Origin of the sequence: Falsiroseomonas sp. CW058 (assembly GCF_050563535.1) — a bacterium.
Classification (GTDB): Bacteria; Pseudomonadota; Alphaproteobacteria; order Acetobacterales; family Acetobacteraceae; genus Falsiroseomonas.
On record NZ_JBNXUO010000019.1, the window covers coordinates 78,057 to 93,542 of the forward strand.

The 15,486-nt window shown below is 73.3% G+C and carries 15 protein-coding genes; 13 read left to right on the forward strand and 2 right to left on the reverse strand.

Annotated elements, in window-relative coordinates; all coding sequences use genetic code 11:
* Positions 1 to 11 precede the first annotated feature (11 nt).
* The 3 genes from ACK8OX_RS15895 (at position 12) to ACK8OX_RS15905 (ending at position 2,570) form a co-directional block, all read left to right on the forward strand.
* Positions 12 to 413 (forward strand): hypothetical protein, encoded by a 402-nt coding sequence (locus tag ACK8OX_RS15895; protein WP_430665176.1) that lies wholly within the window; start codon positions 12 to 14, stop codon positions 411 to 413.
* Between the two features lie 4 nt (positions 414 to 417).
* On the forward strand, positions 418 to 1,878 hold the full coding sequence (locus ACK8OX_RS15900; RefSeq protein ID WP_430665177.1) for a methyl-accepting chemotaxis protein: 1,461 nt from the start codon (positions 418 to 420) through the stop codon (positions 1,876 to 1,878).
* Positions 1,879 to 2,009: 131 nt separating this feature from the next.
* Entirely contained in the window at positions 2,010 to 2,570 is a 561-nt protein-coding gene (locus tag ACK8OX_RS15905; protein ID WP_430665178.1) for a nucleotide exchange factor GrpE, read from the forward strand.
* 24 nt (positions 2,571 to 2,594) lie between these two features.
* Here ACK8OX_RS15905 and ACK8OX_RS15910 read toward each other — a convergent pair whose 3' ends face one another.
* Positions 2,595 to 3,872 carry a DUF3422 family protein gene (locus ACK8OX_RS15910; protein WP_430665179.1) on the reverse strand — a complete coding sequence of 426 codons (1,278 nt, stop codon included), beginning with the start codon at positions 3,870 to 3,872 and terminating at the stop codon, positions 2,595 to 2,597.
* Positions 3,873 to 4,083: 211 nt separating this feature from the next.
* Between ACK8OX_RS15910 and dnaK the strand changes: the two genes are divergently transcribed.
* Positions 4,084 to 6,018: a molecular chaperone DnaK gene (gene dnaK / locus ACK8OX_RS15915; RefSeq protein WP_430665180.1), complete on the forward strand. Its 1,935-nt coding sequence runs from the start codon at positions 4,084 to 4,086 to the stop codon at positions 6,016 to 6,018.
* 104 nt (positions 6,019 to 6,122) lie between these two features.
* Positions 6,123 to 7,280: a molecular chaperone DnaJ gene (gene dnaJ, locus ACK8OX_RS15920; RefSeq protein ID WP_430665181.1), complete on the forward strand. Its 1,158-nt coding sequence runs from the start codon at positions 6,123 to 6,125 to the stop codon at positions 7,278 to 7,280.
* 321 nt (positions 7,281 to 7,601) lie between these two features.
* Here dnaJ and ACK8OX_RS15925 read toward each other — a convergent pair whose 3' ends face one another.
* Positions 7,602 to 8,426, reverse strand: a complete 825-nt coding sequence (locus tag ACK8OX_RS15925; protein ID WP_430665182.1) for a class I SAM-dependent methyltransferase — start codon at positions 8,424 to 8,426, stop codon at positions 7,602 to 7,604.
* 110 nt (positions 8,427 to 8,536) lie between these two features.
* Between ACK8OX_RS15925 and dapB the strand changes: the two genes are divergently transcribed.
* The 8 genes from dapB to ACK8OX_RS15965 form a co-directional block, all read left to right on the forward strand.
* Positions 8,537 to 9,310 (forward strand): 4-hydroxy-tetrahydrodipicolinate reductase, encoded by a 774-nt coding sequence (gene dapB / locus ACK8OX_RS15930; protein WP_430665184.1) that lies wholly within the window; start codon positions 8,537 to 8,539, stop codon positions 9,308 to 9,310.
* 129 nt (positions 9,311 to 9,439) lie between these two features.
* Complete coding sequence (metK, locus tag ACK8OX_RS15935; protein ID WP_430665186.1) at positions 9,440 to 10,627, forward strand: methionine adenosyltransferase; 1,188 nt, start codon at positions 9,440 to 9,442, stop codon at positions 10,625 to 10,627.
* Between the two features lie 81 nt (positions 10,628 to 10,708).
* Positions 10,709 to 11,419, forward strand: a complete 711-nt coding sequence (gene trmB / locus ACK8OX_RS15940; RefSeq protein WP_430665187.1) for a tRNA (guanine(46)-N(7))-methyltransferase TrmB — start codon at positions 10,709 to 10,711, stop codon at positions 11,417 to 11,419.
* A gap of 69 nt (positions 11,420 to 11,488) precedes the next feature.
* Positions 11,489 to 11,980 (forward strand): hypothetical protein, encoded by a 492-nt coding sequence (locus ACK8OX_RS15945; RefSeq protein ID WP_430665188.1) that lies wholly within the window; start codon positions 11,489 to 11,491, stop codon positions 11,978 to 11,980.
* A 129-nt stretch (positions 11,981 to 12,109) separates the two neighbouring features.
* Complete coding sequence (gene rimP / locus ACK8OX_RS15950) at positions 12,110 to 12,661, forward strand: ribosome maturation factor RimP (RefSeq protein WP_430665189.1); 552 nt, start codon at positions 12,110 to 12,112, stop codon at positions 12,659 to 12,661.
* Positions 12,662 to 12,673: 12 nt separating this feature from the next.
* Positions 12,674 to 14,308, forward strand: coding sequence for a transcription termination factor NusA (gene nusA, locus ACK8OX_RS15955; protein WP_430665190.1), 1,635 nt, complete (start codon positions 12,674 to 12,676; stop codon positions 14,306 to 14,308).
* Positions 14,274 to 14,990, forward strand: coding sequence for an RNA-binding protein (locus ACK8OX_RS15960; protein WP_430665191.1), 717 nt, complete (start codon positions 14,274 to 14,276; stop codon positions 14,988 to 14,990). The genes nusA and ACK8OX_RS15960 overlap by 35 nt, the downstream gene beginning before the upstream one ends.
* Positions 14,991 to 15,135: 145 nt before the next feature.
* Positions 15,136 to 15,486 (forward strand): translation initiation factor IF-2 associated domain-containing protein (locus ACK8OX_RS15965; RefSeq protein ID WP_430665192.1); only part of this gene is annotated, 351 nt, incomplete at its 3' end.

Sequence of the window (15,486 nt, forward strand, 5' to 3'; positions counted from 1 at the left end):
GGTTCGGCAGGATGGACGCCGCACCCGAAGGCCATGCCGCGCCGCGCCGCCGCATGGACATGCGTGACCTGGCGGCGGCCACGCCTTTCGGTCTGCTGGCCGGGGCGACGCTGCTGCTGCTCGCCCTCCAGGCCGCCCCGCGCGCGGGGGAACCGGTAGGCTTCCTCTTCGCGCCCGGCCTCGGGCCGGAGGAGGCGCTGCCCCGCCTCCTGGCCACGCCGGACTGGGCGCCGCTCGCGCTCCGCCGGATCGGTCCGCTGACGATGCTGGTGGCCGCGCCGCTGGCGCCGCCCGCCGGCGCCGCGGCCCCGGCGCGCCCGGCCGGGGCCTGGCTGGCACTGGCCGCGGGCAGGCGCTTCGGCTGCGCGCCCGCCCCGAACCCTTCCCGCAACCCCGCCCCCCAACCGGAATAGGCCCATGGACCTCGACCTGATCCGCCGCGACGTCACGCGCGTGCTGCTGCCGCTGCTCGGCCTCCTGGCGGTGGGGACGGTGCCGCTGGCCTGGCTGTCCGGGGGCGGAACGGCAGAGATCTGGGGCGGCGCCGGCCTGTCGGGGCTGGTCGCGCTGGCCGCATTCGCCGCCGCGCGGCTCGGCCCGTTGCATCCTGCGACGCGGCAGGTGGTCGCGGTGGCGCTGATGGTGCAGGTCTCGGTGCTGGTCTGGGTCGCGCCGGAGGAACTGCGGATCGACCTGCACATGGCCTATTTCGCCGGCCTTGCGGTGCTGGCCGGCCTGGTCGACCGCCGCGCCATCCTGCTCGGCACCGTCACGGTGGCGCTGCATCACCTCGCGCTCGGCCAGGTCGCGCCGATGGCGGTCTTCGCGGGTGAGGGGACGTTCGGCCGCGTCGGCCTGCATGCGGCGATCCTGCTGCTGGAGGCGGCGGCGCTGCTGGCGCTGGTCGGCGGCCTCGAACGCGCCGCCGCCGCCGCCGCGGCCGCCGCGGCCGAGACCGAGGCCGCCCGCGCGCGGGAAGCCGCGCAGGCGGCGCTGCATGCACGGGAGGATGCGGCGGCGGCCGAGGCCGCGCGGCAGGGCCGCCGGCAGCTCGCGACCGATGTGGAAGGCCAGCTCGGCAGCATCGCCGCGGGCGTGGTGGACGCGGCCGCGGGGATCGGCACCGCGACCGCGGACCTGTCCCGTTCCGCCCAGGGCGGCGCGGCCGGTGCGGGCCAGGCGGCGCTTGCGACCGCGGAGGCGGCGGCGGGGGTGCAGACGGTGGCGGCGGCGGCCGAGGAGCTGGCGGCCTCGGTCAGCGAGGTGACGCGCCAGGTCTCGACCGCCGCCGATGTCGCGCGCACGGCCGCGGGCAAGGCGCGCGACACCGACCGGATCGTGGCCGGCCTGTCCGAGGCGGCGGCCCGCATCGGGGAGGTGGTGCGCCTGATCTCCGGCATCGCGGGGCAGACCAACCTCCTCGCGCTCAACGCCACGATCGAGGCGGCGCGGGCGGGGGAAGCCGGGAAGGGCTTCGCGGTGGTGGCGGGGGAGGTGAAGGCGCTGGCGGCGCAGACCGCCAAGGCCACCGACGACATCAGCCAGCAGGTCGGCGGCATCCAGGGCGCGACCGACCTGGCGGTGGCGGCGATCCGCGACATCGTCGCGGTGGTGGCGCGGCTGGACGAGGTCTCGGGCGCCATCGCCGCGGCGGTGGAGGAACAGGGCGCCGCCACGCGGGAGATCGCCGGCAGCGCCGCGAAGGTCGCGAACAGCACCGAACGCGCCTCCGACGCGGTCGGCCAGGCCGAGCGCGCGATCCGGGAGACCGCCGGTGCGGTCGGTTCGCTGGAGGCGACGGCGCGGCGGCTGGACGGGGAGGCGGCGGCGCTGCGGACCACGCTGCGCGCCACGGTGGAGGGGCTGCGCGCGGCCTGACCGGCGCCGGGCGGCCATGCCGGACGGGCGCGGCAGGGGTGCTTGCCCCGGCGCCCCTTGGCGCCTAGGTGGGAAGGCAGCGCCCCGGCGCGCCCTTTCGCCCCACAGGCAGAGTCCAAGTCCCGCACATCATGAGCGACAACCAGGATACCCCGCCCCCGGCCGCCGCCTCGGCGCCGGAGACCACCGGCGCGGCCGATGCCGCGCCCCGGACCGACGCCGAACGCCTCGCCGCGCTCGAGGCCGAGGCCGCGCAGCTGCGCGACAAGTGGCTGCGCGCCGAGGCGGAGCTGCAGAACATCCGCGCCCGCGCCCGGCGCGAGGCGGAGGAGGCGCGGCTCTACGCCGTGCAGAAATTCGCCCGCGACGTGGTCGAGACGGCCGAGAACCTGCGCCGCGGCCTCGACAGCCTGCCGCCCGCGGCGGAGGGCGAGCCCGAGCTGCTGGGCAAGCTGCGCGGCGGCTTCGAGGGGGTGGAGCGCGGCTTCGTGGCCGTGCTGGAACGCCACGGCGTGCAGCGTGTGGAAGCCCAGGGCAAGCCCTTCGACCCCGAGCTTCACCAGGCGATGGCCGAGCAGCCGGCGCCGGAGGGGACCGAGCCCGGCACGGTCATCCAGGCCTGGACCCCGGCCTGGACGCTGAACGGCAGGTTGCTGAAGCCCGCCATGGTCGTCGTCGCCGGCAAGGGCTGATCGCGGGCCGCCGGCGGCGGGGGTTCAGCCCCGCCGCCGGCGGCGCCGCATCTGCACCCAGACCAGCCCCGCCACCACCGGCACCAGCGCCGCCAGCACCGCCTCGGCCTTCAGCCAGCCGCCCCAGGGCAGCGGCTTCAGCGCATAGCCCGCCAGCGACAGCACGTAGTAGCTGATGCCGGCGACGGAGAGGCCCTCCACCGTCTCCTGCAGGCGAAGCTGGGCGCGGCCGGTTTCCGCCATCGCACCCAGCAGCTTCTGGGTCTGCGCCTCCTGCGCGACCGCCACACGCGCGCGCAGCAGGTCCACCGCGCGGGCGCAGCGGGTGGACAGGGTCGCGATGCGCGCGCCCGTCGCCTCCACCGTCGCGATGGCGGGGTCGAGCCGCCGCTCCAGGTAGTCCGCCAGCGTCGGCAGGCCGTGCAACCGTTCCTCCCGCAGGGATTGCAGGCGCCGCCCGACCAGGACGTGGTAGGCGCGCGACGCGCTGAAGCGGTCCGCCGTCCCGGCGGCCAGGCGCTCGATGGTGGTGGCGAGGCCGGTGAGCTGTTCCAGCGCGTCGCGCTCCGCCTCCAGCGCCTGCAGGCCGGGCAGCTTCGCGGCCAGCGCGGCGAGGCTGGCGGAGGCGCGGGCCAGTTCCGGCCCGCAGGCGCGGGCCTGTGGCAGCGCGAGCAGCGCCAGCAGGCGGTAGGTCTCGACCTCCCACAGGGCCTGCGCCAGCCGGCCGGCCAGCGCCGCCGTCATGCCGTGGTCCTGCAGCAGGATGCGGGTGAAGCCGTCGGGGCCGGGGCGGAAATCCGTCCAGGCGGTGGCGGCGCCGGCCGACAGGCTCGACCCCGCCAGGTTGTCCGGCGCGAAGCAGCCGGGGGGAGGGGGCGCGTCCTCCCCCTCGCTGCGGAGGATGGCGACATGGGCGGCGACGAGGGTGCGGCCGGGCAGCTCCGCCAGCCAGTCGGTCGGCACCGCCCCGATGGCCGGGCCCTCGAAGGGGTCCGGGGCGGCGCCGTCGGGGCCGGGGCGGAGGAAGGTCCAGCCGTCGAATTCCGTGTGACGTTCGTAGCGCAGCGTGAAGCGGCCGAAATCCGCCATCACGAAATCCGCGCCCGCATCCGGCGGCGTCACGCCGTAGCGGCGGCAGAGCGTCGCGAGATGCGCGACCGCCGCGCCGCGGTCCGCCCCCGCGTCGCGCAACTGCGCCAGGCGGCTGATCGCGACGGGGGTGGCCAGCGGCAGGGGCGGGCGGGCGTGCAGCTCCCCGGCCAGCAGGTCGCGGTCGGGATGCAGGGGGAGGGAGGAGATCATGTCGCGGCCCGCAGGATAGCCATGACTGGCGCCGCGGCGGTAGCAGCGATGCGCGCGGCGCGCGGCAGGCCGGCCCCGTCGGCCCGCCGCCCCCCTTGCCGTGCCGCATGGCGGTGAATATGTCACGGCCATCACCACCCACCCCATCCGGCAGGGGCCGGGCGCGGTGCCTTCGGGGCCGCACCCACGCCGCCGAACAAGGAGCACACGGATGAGCAAGGTCATCGGCATCGACCTCGGCACGACCAATTCCTGCGTCGCCATCATGGAAGGCAAGGACGTCAGGGTCATCGAGAACGCCGAGGGTGCCCGCACCACCCCCTCCATGGTCGCCTTCGCCAAGAACGGCGAACGCCTGGTCGGCCAGTCCGCCAAGCGGCAGGCGGTGACCAACCCGACCAACACGCTCTACGCGGTGAAGCGCCTGATCGGCCGCCGCTTCGACGACCCGATGGTGACGAAGGACAAGGGCCTGGTGCCCTACGCCATCGCGCGCGCCGACAACGGCGATGCCTGGGTCGAGGTGGATGGCAAGAAATACGCGCCGCAGCAGATCAGCGCCAACATCCTCACCAAGATGAAGGAGACGGCCGAGGCCTATCTTGGCGAGAAGGTGACGCAGGCCGTCATCACCGTCCCCGCCTACTTCAACGACGCCCAGCGCCAGGCGACCAAGGAAGCCGGCGCGATCGCCGGCCTCGAGGTGCTGCGCATCATCAACGAGCCGACGGCCGCCGCGCTCGCCTACGGCATGGACCAGAAGAAGGGCGGCACCATCGCGGTCTACGACCTCGGCGGCGGCACCTTCGACATCTCCGTGCTCGAGATCGGCGACGGCGTGTTCGAGGTGAAGTCGACCAACGGCGACACCTTCCTGGGCGGCGAGGATTTCGACGCGCGCGTCATCGACTACCTGGCCGACGAGTTCCGCAAGGAACAGAGCATCGACCTGCGCGGCGACAAGCTGGCGCTGCAGCGGCTGAAGGAAGCGGCCGAGAAGGCGAAGATCGAGCTGTCGAGCTCGAAGCAGACCGAGGTGAACCTGCCCTTCATCACCGCCGACGCCTCCGGGCCGAAGCACCTGGTGATGCAGCTGACGCGCGCCAAGCTCGAGGCGCTGGTCGACGACCTGATCCAGAAGACGCTCGAGCCCTGCAAGCAGGCGCTGAAGGATGCCGGCATCGCGGCGGGCGAGATCGACGAGGTGATCCTGGTCGGCGGCATGACCCGCATGCCGAGGGTGATCGAGGTGGTGAAGGGCTTCTTCGGCAAGGAGCCCGCGCGCAACGTCAACCCCGACGAGGTGGTGGCGATCGGCGCGGCCATCCAGGGCGGCGTGCTGAAGGGCGACGTCAAGGACGTCCTGCTGCTCGACGTCACGCCGCTGAGCCTCGGCATCGAGACGCTGGGCGGCGTCTTCACCCGACTGATCGACCGCAACACGACGATCCCCACCAAGAAGTCCCAGGTGTTCTCGACCGCGGACGACAACCAGTCCGCCGTGACCATCAAGGTCTTCCAGGGCGAGCGCGAGATGGCGGCCGACAACAAGCTGCTCGGCCAGTTCGACCTCACCGGCATCCCGCCCGCCCCTCGCGGCGTGCCGCAGGTGGAGGTGACCTTCGACATCGACGCCAACGGCATCGTGTCCGTCAGCGCGAAGGACAAGGCCACCAACAAGGAACAGCAGATCCGCATCCAGGCGAAGTCGGGCCTGTCCGACAACGACATCGAGCGGATGGTGCGCGAGGCCGAGGCGAACGCGGAAGCCGACAAGAAGCGGCGCGAGGCGGTGGAGGCGCGCAACGGCCTCGACGCCCTGGTGCACGCGACCGAGAAGACCATCCGCGAGAACGCCGACAAGATCCCGGCGGCCGAGAAGGACGCCGCCGAGAAGGCGGTGGCCGATGCGCGGAGCGCGATGGAAGGCCAGGACATCGACGCCATCCGCAGCGCCAACGACACGCTGCAGCAGGCGGCGATGAAGATGGGCGAGGCGCTCTACAAGGCGCAGCAGGCGGCGGGCGAGCAGGGCGCGGCCGGCGCGGGCGGGCAGCAGGGGGGCGGCCCCGGCGCGAACCCCAACGAGAAGGTGGTGGACGCCGAGTTCGAGGAAGTCGACCCGAAGAAGAAGAAGCCCTCCTGACCGGGGCTTCGCTTCCGGATCGAAGGAATCGGCGCGCCCGGCTTCCGAAAGGGGGTCGGGCGCTGCCCTGTTGAAGCCTCTGCGCATCGAGGACCAACGGCCCCATGGCCAAGCGCGACTTCTACGAGGTCCTGGGCGTCGCCCGGGACGCGAGCGAGGAGGACCTGAAGAAGGCCTACCGCAAGCTCGCCATGCAGTTCCACCCCGACCGCAACCAGGGCGACAAGGCGGCGGAAGGCAAGTTCAAGGAACTGAACGAGGCGTATGACGTCCTGAAGGACGCCGAGAAGCGCGCCGCCTATGATCGCTTCGGCCATGCCGCCTTCGAAGGGGGCGGCGGCGGCCCGGGCGGCTTCGGCGGCGGCGCCGGCGGCAACCCCTTCGGCGGCGCCTTCGAGGACATCTTCGAGGAGATGTTCGGCGGCCTGCGCGGCGGCGGGGCGCGCGGCCGCGGCCCGGTCGGGCGCGGCGCCGACCTCCGCCAGCAGGTCGAGGTGACGCTGGAGGAAGCCTTCGCCGGCGCGAAGAAGACCATCCGCGTGCCTTCCTCCGTCGCCTGCGAGGCCTGCAAGGGCAGCGGCGCGGAAGGCAGCACCGCCCAGGCGGCCAGCACCTGCGGCACCTGCGGCGGCGCGGGCAAGGTGCGCGCCCAGCAGGGCTTCTTCCTGATCGAGCGCACCTGCCCCACCTGCTCGGGCAGCGGCCGCGTCATCAAGAACCCCTGCAAGGTCTGCGCCGGCCAGGGCCGGGTCCAGCGCGACCGCACTCTCGCCGTCTCCATCCCGGCGGGCGTCGAGGACGGCACGCGCATCCGCCTCTCGGGCGAGGGCGAGGCCGGTCTGCGCGGCGCGCCGGCTGGCGACCTCTACGTGGATGTCGGCGTGAAGTCGCACCCGATCTTCCAGCGCGACGGCGCCAACATCTTCGTCCGCGTGCCGCTGCGGATGACGCAGGCCGCGCTCGGCGGCGCGGTCGAGGTGCCGACCATCGACGGCGGGCGGGCGCGCGTCACCGTCCCGGCCGGCACCCAGACGGGCGACCAGTTCCGGCTGCGCGGCAAGGGATTCTCGGTCCTGCGCAGTGCGGCGCGGGGGGACATGTATGTCCAGGTCGCGGTGGAGACGCCGCAGAACCTCACCAAGCGCCAGCAGGAATTGCTGGCGGAGTTCGAGCGCGAGGCCGAGACCTCCGGCCGGAGCAGCCCGGAATCCGAAGGCTTCTTCGCCAAGGTGAAGGAATTCTGGGACGGGCTCGGCCGCTAGGCTCCGGCCCGGGCGGGCCCGCGCGACTGTGATGGGGGGCAGGGCGCGGTCCCGCTTGCCCCGGCATGCAACCCGCGGCAGGCGGCCACGTTGTTCCCATGACCGTCGCATCCCCCCAGCGACGGCCCAGGCAGGCGGCGGCGCGGTTTCGGTCCCACCCGCGTCGCCGCCCGCCCCCCATCCCCGCTGCTTCTGCCCTTGTCCCTAGCCCGCGATCGTCCTGAGTGTGCGCGCCGCAGGCGGACATACGCAGGGCGTGAATCGCCGGGCCAAAGGGGGCTGGACCGGCATTGACCTGACGACAGTCAGGGCAACGCCGGTCTAGCGCAGCGCGCGCAGGCTGACCGCCAGCGGCAGCCAGGGCTGGTCAGGCCAGGTCCAGAGACCATCGGCGTCGCGCACCAGGCAGCGGAAAAGCTGCCAGGTCAGGCGCGGATGCTCCCGCAGCCAGTCGAGCCGCAGTCCCGCCGCGCGCAGCGCGCCCAGGATGTCGGACAGCGGATGCAACCAGGTCATGGTGCGGCTGTTGGCCAGGCGCGCGGCGGGGTCGGCATAGTCGGAAGGCTCGTCCCAGATGCGGCCGGCGCGTTCGAAATAGGGTGCGACCCAGCCCGGCCGTCCGGCCGCATCGGCCGCCATGTCGTCGAAGACCAGGGCTGCGGGGTGCGAATCCGCGAAATGGAGAGCCCCGCCGGGGCGCAGGAAATGCGCGATCACGCGCGCCCAGCCGGCAAGGTCGGGATACCAGCCGATCGTGCCCCAGCTCGTGAAGACCAGGTCGAAGCTCCCGCCTTCCCCGGGCAGCGCCGCCGGCGCGCCATGCACCTCCGACAGCACGAAGCGGGCATTCGCCAGCTGCAATTCGGCGGCCAGCGCGCGGGCGGCCCCGATCGCGGCGGGGCTGAAATCCACGCCCACCACCTCCGCCGCGCCGCGCTGCGCGAGGGCGACGCTGTCGTCGCCGATGTGGCATTGCAGGTGCAGCACGCGCAGCCCCGCCACGGGACCGAGCTCCGCCTCCACGATGGCATCCAGCGTCCCGCGGCCTGCACGGTGCGACGACCGGTCATAGCCGCCCGGGCCGAGATGGACCGCCGTCCGCTCCTCCCAGTTGGCACGGTTCAGCGCGCGCCAGTCCTCCGCCATCGCCGTTCCCCTGTCCCACGCGGCACCCGCGCCGCTTGACCCCGTGCCGCCCGCGGGCGAAGCGTCAGGGTGGCGCCGGGCGCGGCGCGGTGGCAAGCGGAGGGCCAGACATGCGCATCGGGATCGCCGGCATAGCGGGCCGCATGGGCCGGCTGCTGGCCGAGGAGGCGCTGGCCGCCGGCGCCACGCTGGTGGGCGGCACGCTGCGTCCGGGCTCGGCCAAGGCCCCGCCGCCCGGCGCCGCGGTGTTGGCCGATGCCGCGGCCCTGTTCGCCGCAAGCGACGTGGTGATCGACTTCACCCATGCCGAGGAGGCCGCGCCGCACGCCGCGCTGGCCGCGCGCAGCGGCAAGGGGCTGGTGCTCGGATCGTCCGGGCTGAACGCGGCGCAGGAACGCGCGGTGGCGGAAGCGGCGGCGGCGGTGCCCATCGTCTACGCCGCCAATTTCGCGCCGGGCGTCAACCTGGTGCTCGCCCTCGCCGAACGCATGGCCGCCGCGCTGCCCGCCGCGCAGTACGACGCGGAGATCGTGGAGATGCACCACCGGCAGAAGGTGGACGCACCCTCGGGCACCGCGGTCGCGATGGGGCGCGCCGTGGCGAAGGGCCGCGGCACGACGCTGGAGGCGGCGGGGATCGAGAGCGGGCGGGACGGCCATGGCGGCCCGCGCGCGACCGGCGCCATCGGCTTCGCCGCGCTGCGCGGCGGGCAGGTGGTGGGGGAGCACACGCTGGTCTTCGCCGGCGCGACCGAACACATCGCGCTGACCCATCGCAGCTTCGACCGCCGCGCCTATGCCACCGGCGCGGTGCGCGCGGCGGGGTGGCTGCGCGGAAGGCCGGCCGGGCTGTATTCGATGATGGACGTCCTCGGAATGACGTGACACGCGGGGGCGGGCGCCTGCCTTGACCCCGCCCCACCGCGCTGCGATACGCCCCCGTCCCGGATCCGCCGGGGCCTTGCATCTGGCTGGCCCCCGCCGGCCACACGCGACAAGAGGCCGAACCACGCCATGCGCGACAAGGGCGAATACCTGTTCACGTCGGAGAGCGTCTCCGAAGGCCACCCGGACAAGGTGGCGGACCGCATCTCCGACACGGTGCTGGACGCCTATCTCTCGGCCGATCCCTATTCCCGCGTCGCCTGCGAGACGCTGGTGACCACCAACCGCGTGGTGCTGGCCGGCGAGACGCGCGGCCCCGGCAGCGTGACGCCCGAACTGCTGGTCCACCTCGCCCGCATGGCGATCCACGACATCGGCTACGAGCAGGACGGCTTCCACTGGCAGAACGCGCATGTGGAATGCCACCTGCACGCCCAGTCCGCCCACATCGCGCAGGGCGTCGACGCCGCCGGCAACAAGGACGAAGGCGCCGGCGACCAGGGCATCATGTTCGGCTACGCCTGCACCGAGACGCCGGACCTGATGCCGGCGCCGCTGTACTACGCACACACCATCCTGCGCCGCGTCAGCGAACTGCGCCGCATCAAGGACAAGGCGGTCGAGGGCCTGCTGCCCGACGCCAAGTCCCAGGTCACGCTGCGCTACGTGGACGGCAAGCCGGTGGGCGCGACCTCCGTCGTCGTCTCGACCCAGCATGTGGACGGGCTGGAGCAGGCCGAGATCAAGGCGATGCTCCGCCCGCTGGTCGAGAGCACGCTGCCCAAGGGCTGGATGTGCCCGGACAACGAGTTCTACGTGAACCCGACCGGCAAGTTCGTCATCGGCGGGCCGGACGGCGACTGCGGCCTGACCGGGCGCAAGATCATCGTCGACACCTATGGCGGCGCGGCCCCGCATGGCGGCGGCGCCTTCAGCGGCAAGGACCCGACGAAGGTGGACCGCTCGGCCGCCTATGCCGCGCGCTACGTGGCGAAGAACGTCGTCGCCGCCGGCCTCGCGGACCGCTGCACCATCCAGGTCAGCTACGCGATCGGCGTGTCGAAGCCGCTGTCGGTCTATTTCGACCTGCACGGCACCGGCAAGGACGTGGACGAGGCGAAGCTGGCGAAGGTGGTGGACGGGCTCGTCAACCTCTCCCCCCGCGGCATCCGGGAGCATCTGCACCTGAATCGCCCGATCTACGTCCCCACCAGCTCCTACGGCCATTTCGGCCGCACGCCGGACGCCGAGAAGGGGACCTTCACCTGGGAGAAGACCGACTTGGCCGACGAGCTGCGGCGCGCCTTCGGCCGCTGAGGCCGCGGCCCTTGCAGGATGGCGGGGCGGCGGGCGAAAGCCTGCCGCCCTTTTCCTTTCCATGATGGTCCCGCACCGCGCATGACCGCCGACCGACCGCCCCTCGCCGAGGGGATCCCGGACCGCCTCTATGGCCGCCGCCGCGGGCATCCGCTGCGGCCGCGCCAGCAGAAGCTGCTCGACGTCACCCTGCCGCGGCTTCGCTTGGCCGATGCCGAGGCGGCCGACCCGCTGGCCGCCTTCGGCATGCCGGGCGCGCCGCTCTGGCTCGAGGTCGGGTTCGGCGGGGGGGAACACGCGCTGGCGCAGGTCGAGGCGCATCCCGGCGTCGCCTACATCGCCTCCGAGGTGTTCGAGAACGGGCTCTGTTCCCTGCTGACGCGCCTCGTCCCGGAAGGCGAGGAGGCGGACGCGCCGCTGCCGCGCAACCTCCGGCTATGGCCGCGGGATGCGCGGCACCTGGTTTCCGCCCTGCCCGAGGGCGCGCTCGACCGGCTTTTCCTGATGTTCCCCGACCCTTGGCCCAAGGCGCGCCACGCCAAGCGGCGCTTCGTCAACCCGGCGCTGCTGCCCGCGGTCGCCCGCGCCATCCGCCCGGGCGGCGAATGGCGCATCGCCTCCGACGACCCGACCTACCAGGGCTGGGTGGAGGAGGTGATGGCCGGCGCCGATGGTTTCGAGCGCCTGTCCCGCGACGAAACGCGGCCCGAGGGCTGGCCCGGCACGCGGTACGAAGCCAAGGCGTTGCGGGAAGGACGCACTCCCTTCTACTGGGTGTTTCGTCGCCGCTGATCGCGATTGTGTGATTGTATAAATCACGGTATCGTGAGGCTCGGTTGATTGCACCGGGTCACTCGCGCCATGTCCGTTCCGCTGCCCGCCAATGACGACTACCGCCGCCGCCTGCGGCACCCGGCCGAGTTCACCGGCGAGCGCGGCGGATATGCCCCCTGGTGCGGCCCGGCGGCGGTGGCGACCGCGGCGGGCCTGTCCTATGGCAGCGCCTGCGACCTGCTGGCCCGCGTCGCCCCGGACCGCTACCCGCCGGGGCGGGAGATCATGACCGCCTGGTGGCGCGACCTTGTGGCGGCGCTGGACCTGGCCGGCGTGCCGGCCGAACCCCGCCCCGTCGAAGGCCGCCCGACCCTCTGTCAGACGGTCAGGGGGGGGCTGCCGGAGGGCTGGTGGCTGGCCCGTGTCACAGGGCATTTCTGCCTGCTGGAGGTGGCGCGCCGCGGCACCGCGCGCGTCTTCGACAACCGTCTGCACGCCGAACCGCTTTCGGTGCGCGCGCATGGCCGGCGGCGGGTGACGCATCTCGCCGCCCTGCCGGCGCCGCCGGGGGCCGAGTAGTCGGTCCTTGCCGCCGCCCTGCGCCAGGGCTATATGGGTGGTCGAGATCGCTTTCCGAGTTGACGGGAGGTGGCCCCAAAAGGGCCGCCTTTTTTGTTGGCCGCGGCCGGACGCGCAGAAGACAGCCCGATGGACCAGCCCGAAACCACCCCCGCCCCGCCCGACCCCGACCTGCCCCGCCACGAGGGGCTGGAGGCGCGCATCGCCGACGCCATCCTGCCGAGCCTGGGGCAGATGGGCTACGAACTCGTGCGCGTGCAGGTCAGCGGCAAGGAACGGCCGGTGGTGCAGATCATGGCCGACCGCGCCGATGGCGACGCCTTCCGGGTCGAGGATTGCGAGGCGATCAGCCATGCGGTCGGCGCCATCCTCGACGTGGCCGACCCGATCCGCGGCGAATGGATGCTGGAGGTGTCCTCCGCCGGCATCGACCGCCCGCTGACCCGCGCCAAGGACTGGAACCGCTTTGCCGGCCATCTCGCGCAGGTCGAGCTCGTCGTGCCGGTGGAGGGCCGCAAGCGCTTCAAGGGCATCGCCCTCGGCGCCGATGCCGAGGTGGCGCGGCTGAAGGCCGAGGACGGGACGGAGCACGCCTTCCCGCGCGGCAACATCCGCAGGGCCAAGCTGGTGCTGACCGACGAACTGATCGCCGCCACGGCGGCGCCGCCCACGCAGAACTAAGGAGAGGCTTTCATGGCCATCGACGTCGCCATCGCACGCCCCGAACTCCTCCAGGTCGCCGACGCCGTCGCGCGGGAGAAGATGATCGAGCGCGACGAGGTGCTGGAGGCGATGGAGCAGGCCATCCAGAAGGCCGGCCGCGCCAAGTACGGGCACGAGAAGGACATCCGCGCCGTCATCGACCGCAAGTCGGGCGAGGTGAAGCTCTCCCGCTGGACCGAGGTGGTGGAGCAGGAGCCGGTCGAGAACGAGGCGACGCAGATCCCGCTGCGGATCGCGCTGAAGGTGAAGCCCGGCATCGCGGTGGGCGAGTTCATCGTGGACCCGCTGCCGCCGATCGACTTCGGCCGCATCGCCGCGCAGACCGCCAAGCAGGTCATCGTGCAGCGCGTGCGCGAGGTGGAGCGCAGCAAGCAGTTCCACGAGTACAAGGACCGCGTGGGCGAGATCATCAACGGCGTCGTCAAGCGCACCGAATACGGCAACCTCATGGTCGATCTCGGCCGCGCGGAAGCCCTGCTGCGACGCGACGAGACCATCCCGCGCGAGGCCTTCCGCAACGGCGACCGCGTGCGCGCCTACATCTACGACGTGCGGGAGGAGCCGCGCGGCCCGCAGATCTTCCTCAGCCGCACCCATCCCGGCTTCCTCGCGAAGCTGTTCGCGCAGGAGGTGCCGGAGATCTACGACGGCATCATCGAGATCAAGGCGGTCGCGCGCGACCCCGGGTCGCGCGCCAAGATGGCGGTGATCTCCCGCGACAGCTCCATCGACCCCGTCGGCGCCTGCGTCGGCATGCGCGGGTCGCGCGTGCAGGCGGTGGTGCAGGAGCTGCAGGGCGAGAAGATCGACATCATCCCCTGGTCGCCCGACACCGCGACCTTCATCGTCAACGCCCTCGCGCCCGCCGAGGTGACGAAGGTGGTCCTCGACGACGACGCGCGGCGCGTCGAGGTGGTGGTGCCCGACGACCAGCTCAGCCTCGCCATCGGCCGCCGCGGGCAGAATGTGCGGCTCGCCAGCCAGCTCACCCGCTTCGACGTGGACATCCTGACCGAGGCGGAGGAGAGCGAGCGCCGGCAGGAGGACTTCCGCAAGCGCAGCGGCCTGTTCGTCGAGGGGCTCGACGTCGACGACGTGATCGCCGGCCTGCTGGTGACCGAGGGCTTCGGCTCGATCGAGGACATCATCAATGTCGACGACGAGGAGCTCGCCGGGATCGAGGGCTTCGACGAGAACGTGGCGGCGGAGCTGAAGCGCCGCGCGCAGGCCTTCCTCGACAAGCGCGACCTGGAGCTGGACGGCAAGCGCCGCGAGCTCGGCGTCGAGGATGCGGTGGCGGAGGTGGGCGGCTTCTCGCCCGCCATGCTCGTCGCGCTCGGCGAGAAGGGGGTCAAGAGCCTCGAGGACCTGGCGGACCTGGCCGGCGACGAGCTGGTGGAGATCCTGGGGAGCGAGGCGGTGGACGAGGAGACGGCGAATGCCGTGATCCTGGCCGCCCGCCAGTCGGCCGGCTGGTTCGGCGACGAGGACGTGGTGGGCGCCGCCGCGGCGGCCGAGGACGCCGGGGGCGGGCAGGACGACGCGGCCGGGGACGACGCCGCGCCGCAGGATGGCGGGGAGACGGACGACGAACGCGCCGGCTGACATCGCGGACGCGGCGGACGCGCCGGGCGACCCGGAGGAGGAGGCCGAGCGCGGCCCCCTCCGCCGCTGCATCGTCACGCGCGAGAGGCAGGCGAAGGAGCTGATGCTGCGTTTCGTGCTCTCGCCCGAGCGCGCCGTGGTTCCCGATCTCGGCGAGAGGCTGCCGGGGCGGGGAATGTGGTTGAGCGCGAAGGCCGATGTGATAGAACGGGCCGTCACCCGTGGGGCCTTCGCCAAGGCCTCGCGTGGTGTCGCGCATGTGCCCCCCGACCTTCGCGCCCGGATCGAGGACGGCCTTCGGGGGCGCGTCCGCGACCTTGTCGGTTTCGCAAGGCGGGCGGGGCAGGCGGTGAGTGGCTGGCAGGCGGCCCGGGAATGGCTCCAGGCCGGCCGGGTCGGCCTGGTGGTGCAGGCGGCCGATGGCAGCCCGGCCGAACGGGCGCGGCTCGTCGGCCTCCGCCAGGTGCCGGTGGTCGCGCCGATGGGCGCGGCGGAACTGGGCGCGCTGTTCGGCCGGGACCGGGCGGTGCATGTCGCCGTCGCCCCCGGGCGGCTGGCGGAGAGGATCGCGGCGGAAGCCGCAAGGCTCGCGGGCGTCGCCGCCGCGGGTCTGGAGACGGGCGGCGCGCCCCCGCGCGCGGCCCATGGCGACCCGGCTGCGGGCGGGACTCCCGCCGGATGAGGAGCGATCGCCGCGCCCTGCGGGACGCGGACCGACATGCGCCGCGCTCCGCGGCAACAGGCTACCGCGTTCGCGCGGACAAACGAGGGTGCCGCGCTTCGCGCGGCGGGACATGACGGACGATAAATCGGGTTCGGATCGGCGGATGAGCGACCAGAACGACCAGGATGCGGGCAAGGGCCGGCTTTCTCTCCGGCCGGGTGGCCGCCTGGAACTGGGGAAGACGGTGGACGCGGGCAGCGTCCGCCAGTCCTTCAGCCATGGCCGCAGCAAGGTCGTGCAGGTCGAAGTGCTGAAGAAGCGCACGCCGGCGCCGGCGCCGGCGGCCGCGGCGAAGCCGGGCACCCCCGCTGCGCCGGCGGCGGGCGCCGGCGGCGCAAGGCCGTCCGCGCAGCCCGGCCGGTCGGGCCCGCAGGGCGCCGGCCAGGCCTCCCGCGGCGCCCCCTCCGTGGGGCGGCCGCTGACGCAGGCCGAACAGGCGAACCGGCAGCGCGTG

Coding starts and splice junctions, on each gene's coding strand:
- ACK8OX_RS15895 (WP_430665176.1), top strand. CDS start 12: ATGGACGCCGCACCCGAAGGCCATGCCGCGCCGCGCCGCCGCATGGAC.
- ACK8OX_RS15900 (WP_430665177.1), top strand. CDS start 418: ATGGACCTCGACCTGATCCGCCGCGACGTCACGCGCGTGCTGCTGCCG.
- ACK8OX_RS15905 (WP_430665178.1), top strand. CDS start 2,010: ATGAGCGACAACCAGGATACCCCGCCCCCGGCCGCCGCCTCGGCGCCG.
- ACK8OX_RS15910 (WP_430665179.1), bottom strand. CDS start 3,872: ATGATCTCCTCCCTCCCCCTGCATCCCGACCGCGACCTGCTGGCCGGG.
- dnaK (WP_430665180.1), top strand. CDS start 4,084: ATGAGCAAGGTCATCGGCATCGACCTCGGCACGACCAATTCCTGCGTC.
- dnaJ (WP_430665181.1), top strand. CDS start 6,123: ATGGCCAAGCGCGACTTCTACGAGGTCCTGGGCGTCGCCCGGGACGCG.
- ACK8OX_RS15925 (WP_430665182.1), bottom strand. CDS start 8,426: ATGGCGGAGGACTGGCGCGCGCTGAACCGTGCCAACTGGGAGGAGCGG.
- dapB (WP_430665184.1), top strand. CDS start 8,537: ATGCGCATCGGGATCGCCGGCATAGCGGGCCGCATGGGCCGGCTGCTG.
- metK (WP_430665186.1), top strand. CDS start 9,440: ATGCGCGACAAGGGCGAATACCTGTTCACGTCGGAGAGCGTCTCCGAA.
- trmB (WP_430665187.1), top strand. CDS start 10,709: ATGACCGCCGACCGACCGCCCCTCGCCGAGGGGATCCCGGACCGCCTC.
- ACK8OX_RS15945 (WP_430665188.1), top strand. CDS start 11,489: ATGTCCGTTCCGCTGCCCGCCAATGACGACTACCGCCGCCGCCTGCGG.
- rimP (WP_430665189.1), top strand. CDS start 12,110: ATGGACCAGCCCGAAACCACCCCCGCCCCGCCCGACCCCGACCTGCCC.
- nusA (WP_430665190.1), top strand. CDS start 12,674: ATGGCCATCGACGTCGCCATCGCACGCCCCGAACTCCTCCAGGTCGCC.
- ACK8OX_RS15960 (WP_430665191.1), top strand. CDS start 14,274: ATGGCGGGGAGACGGACGACGAACGCGCCGGCTGACATCGCGGACGCG.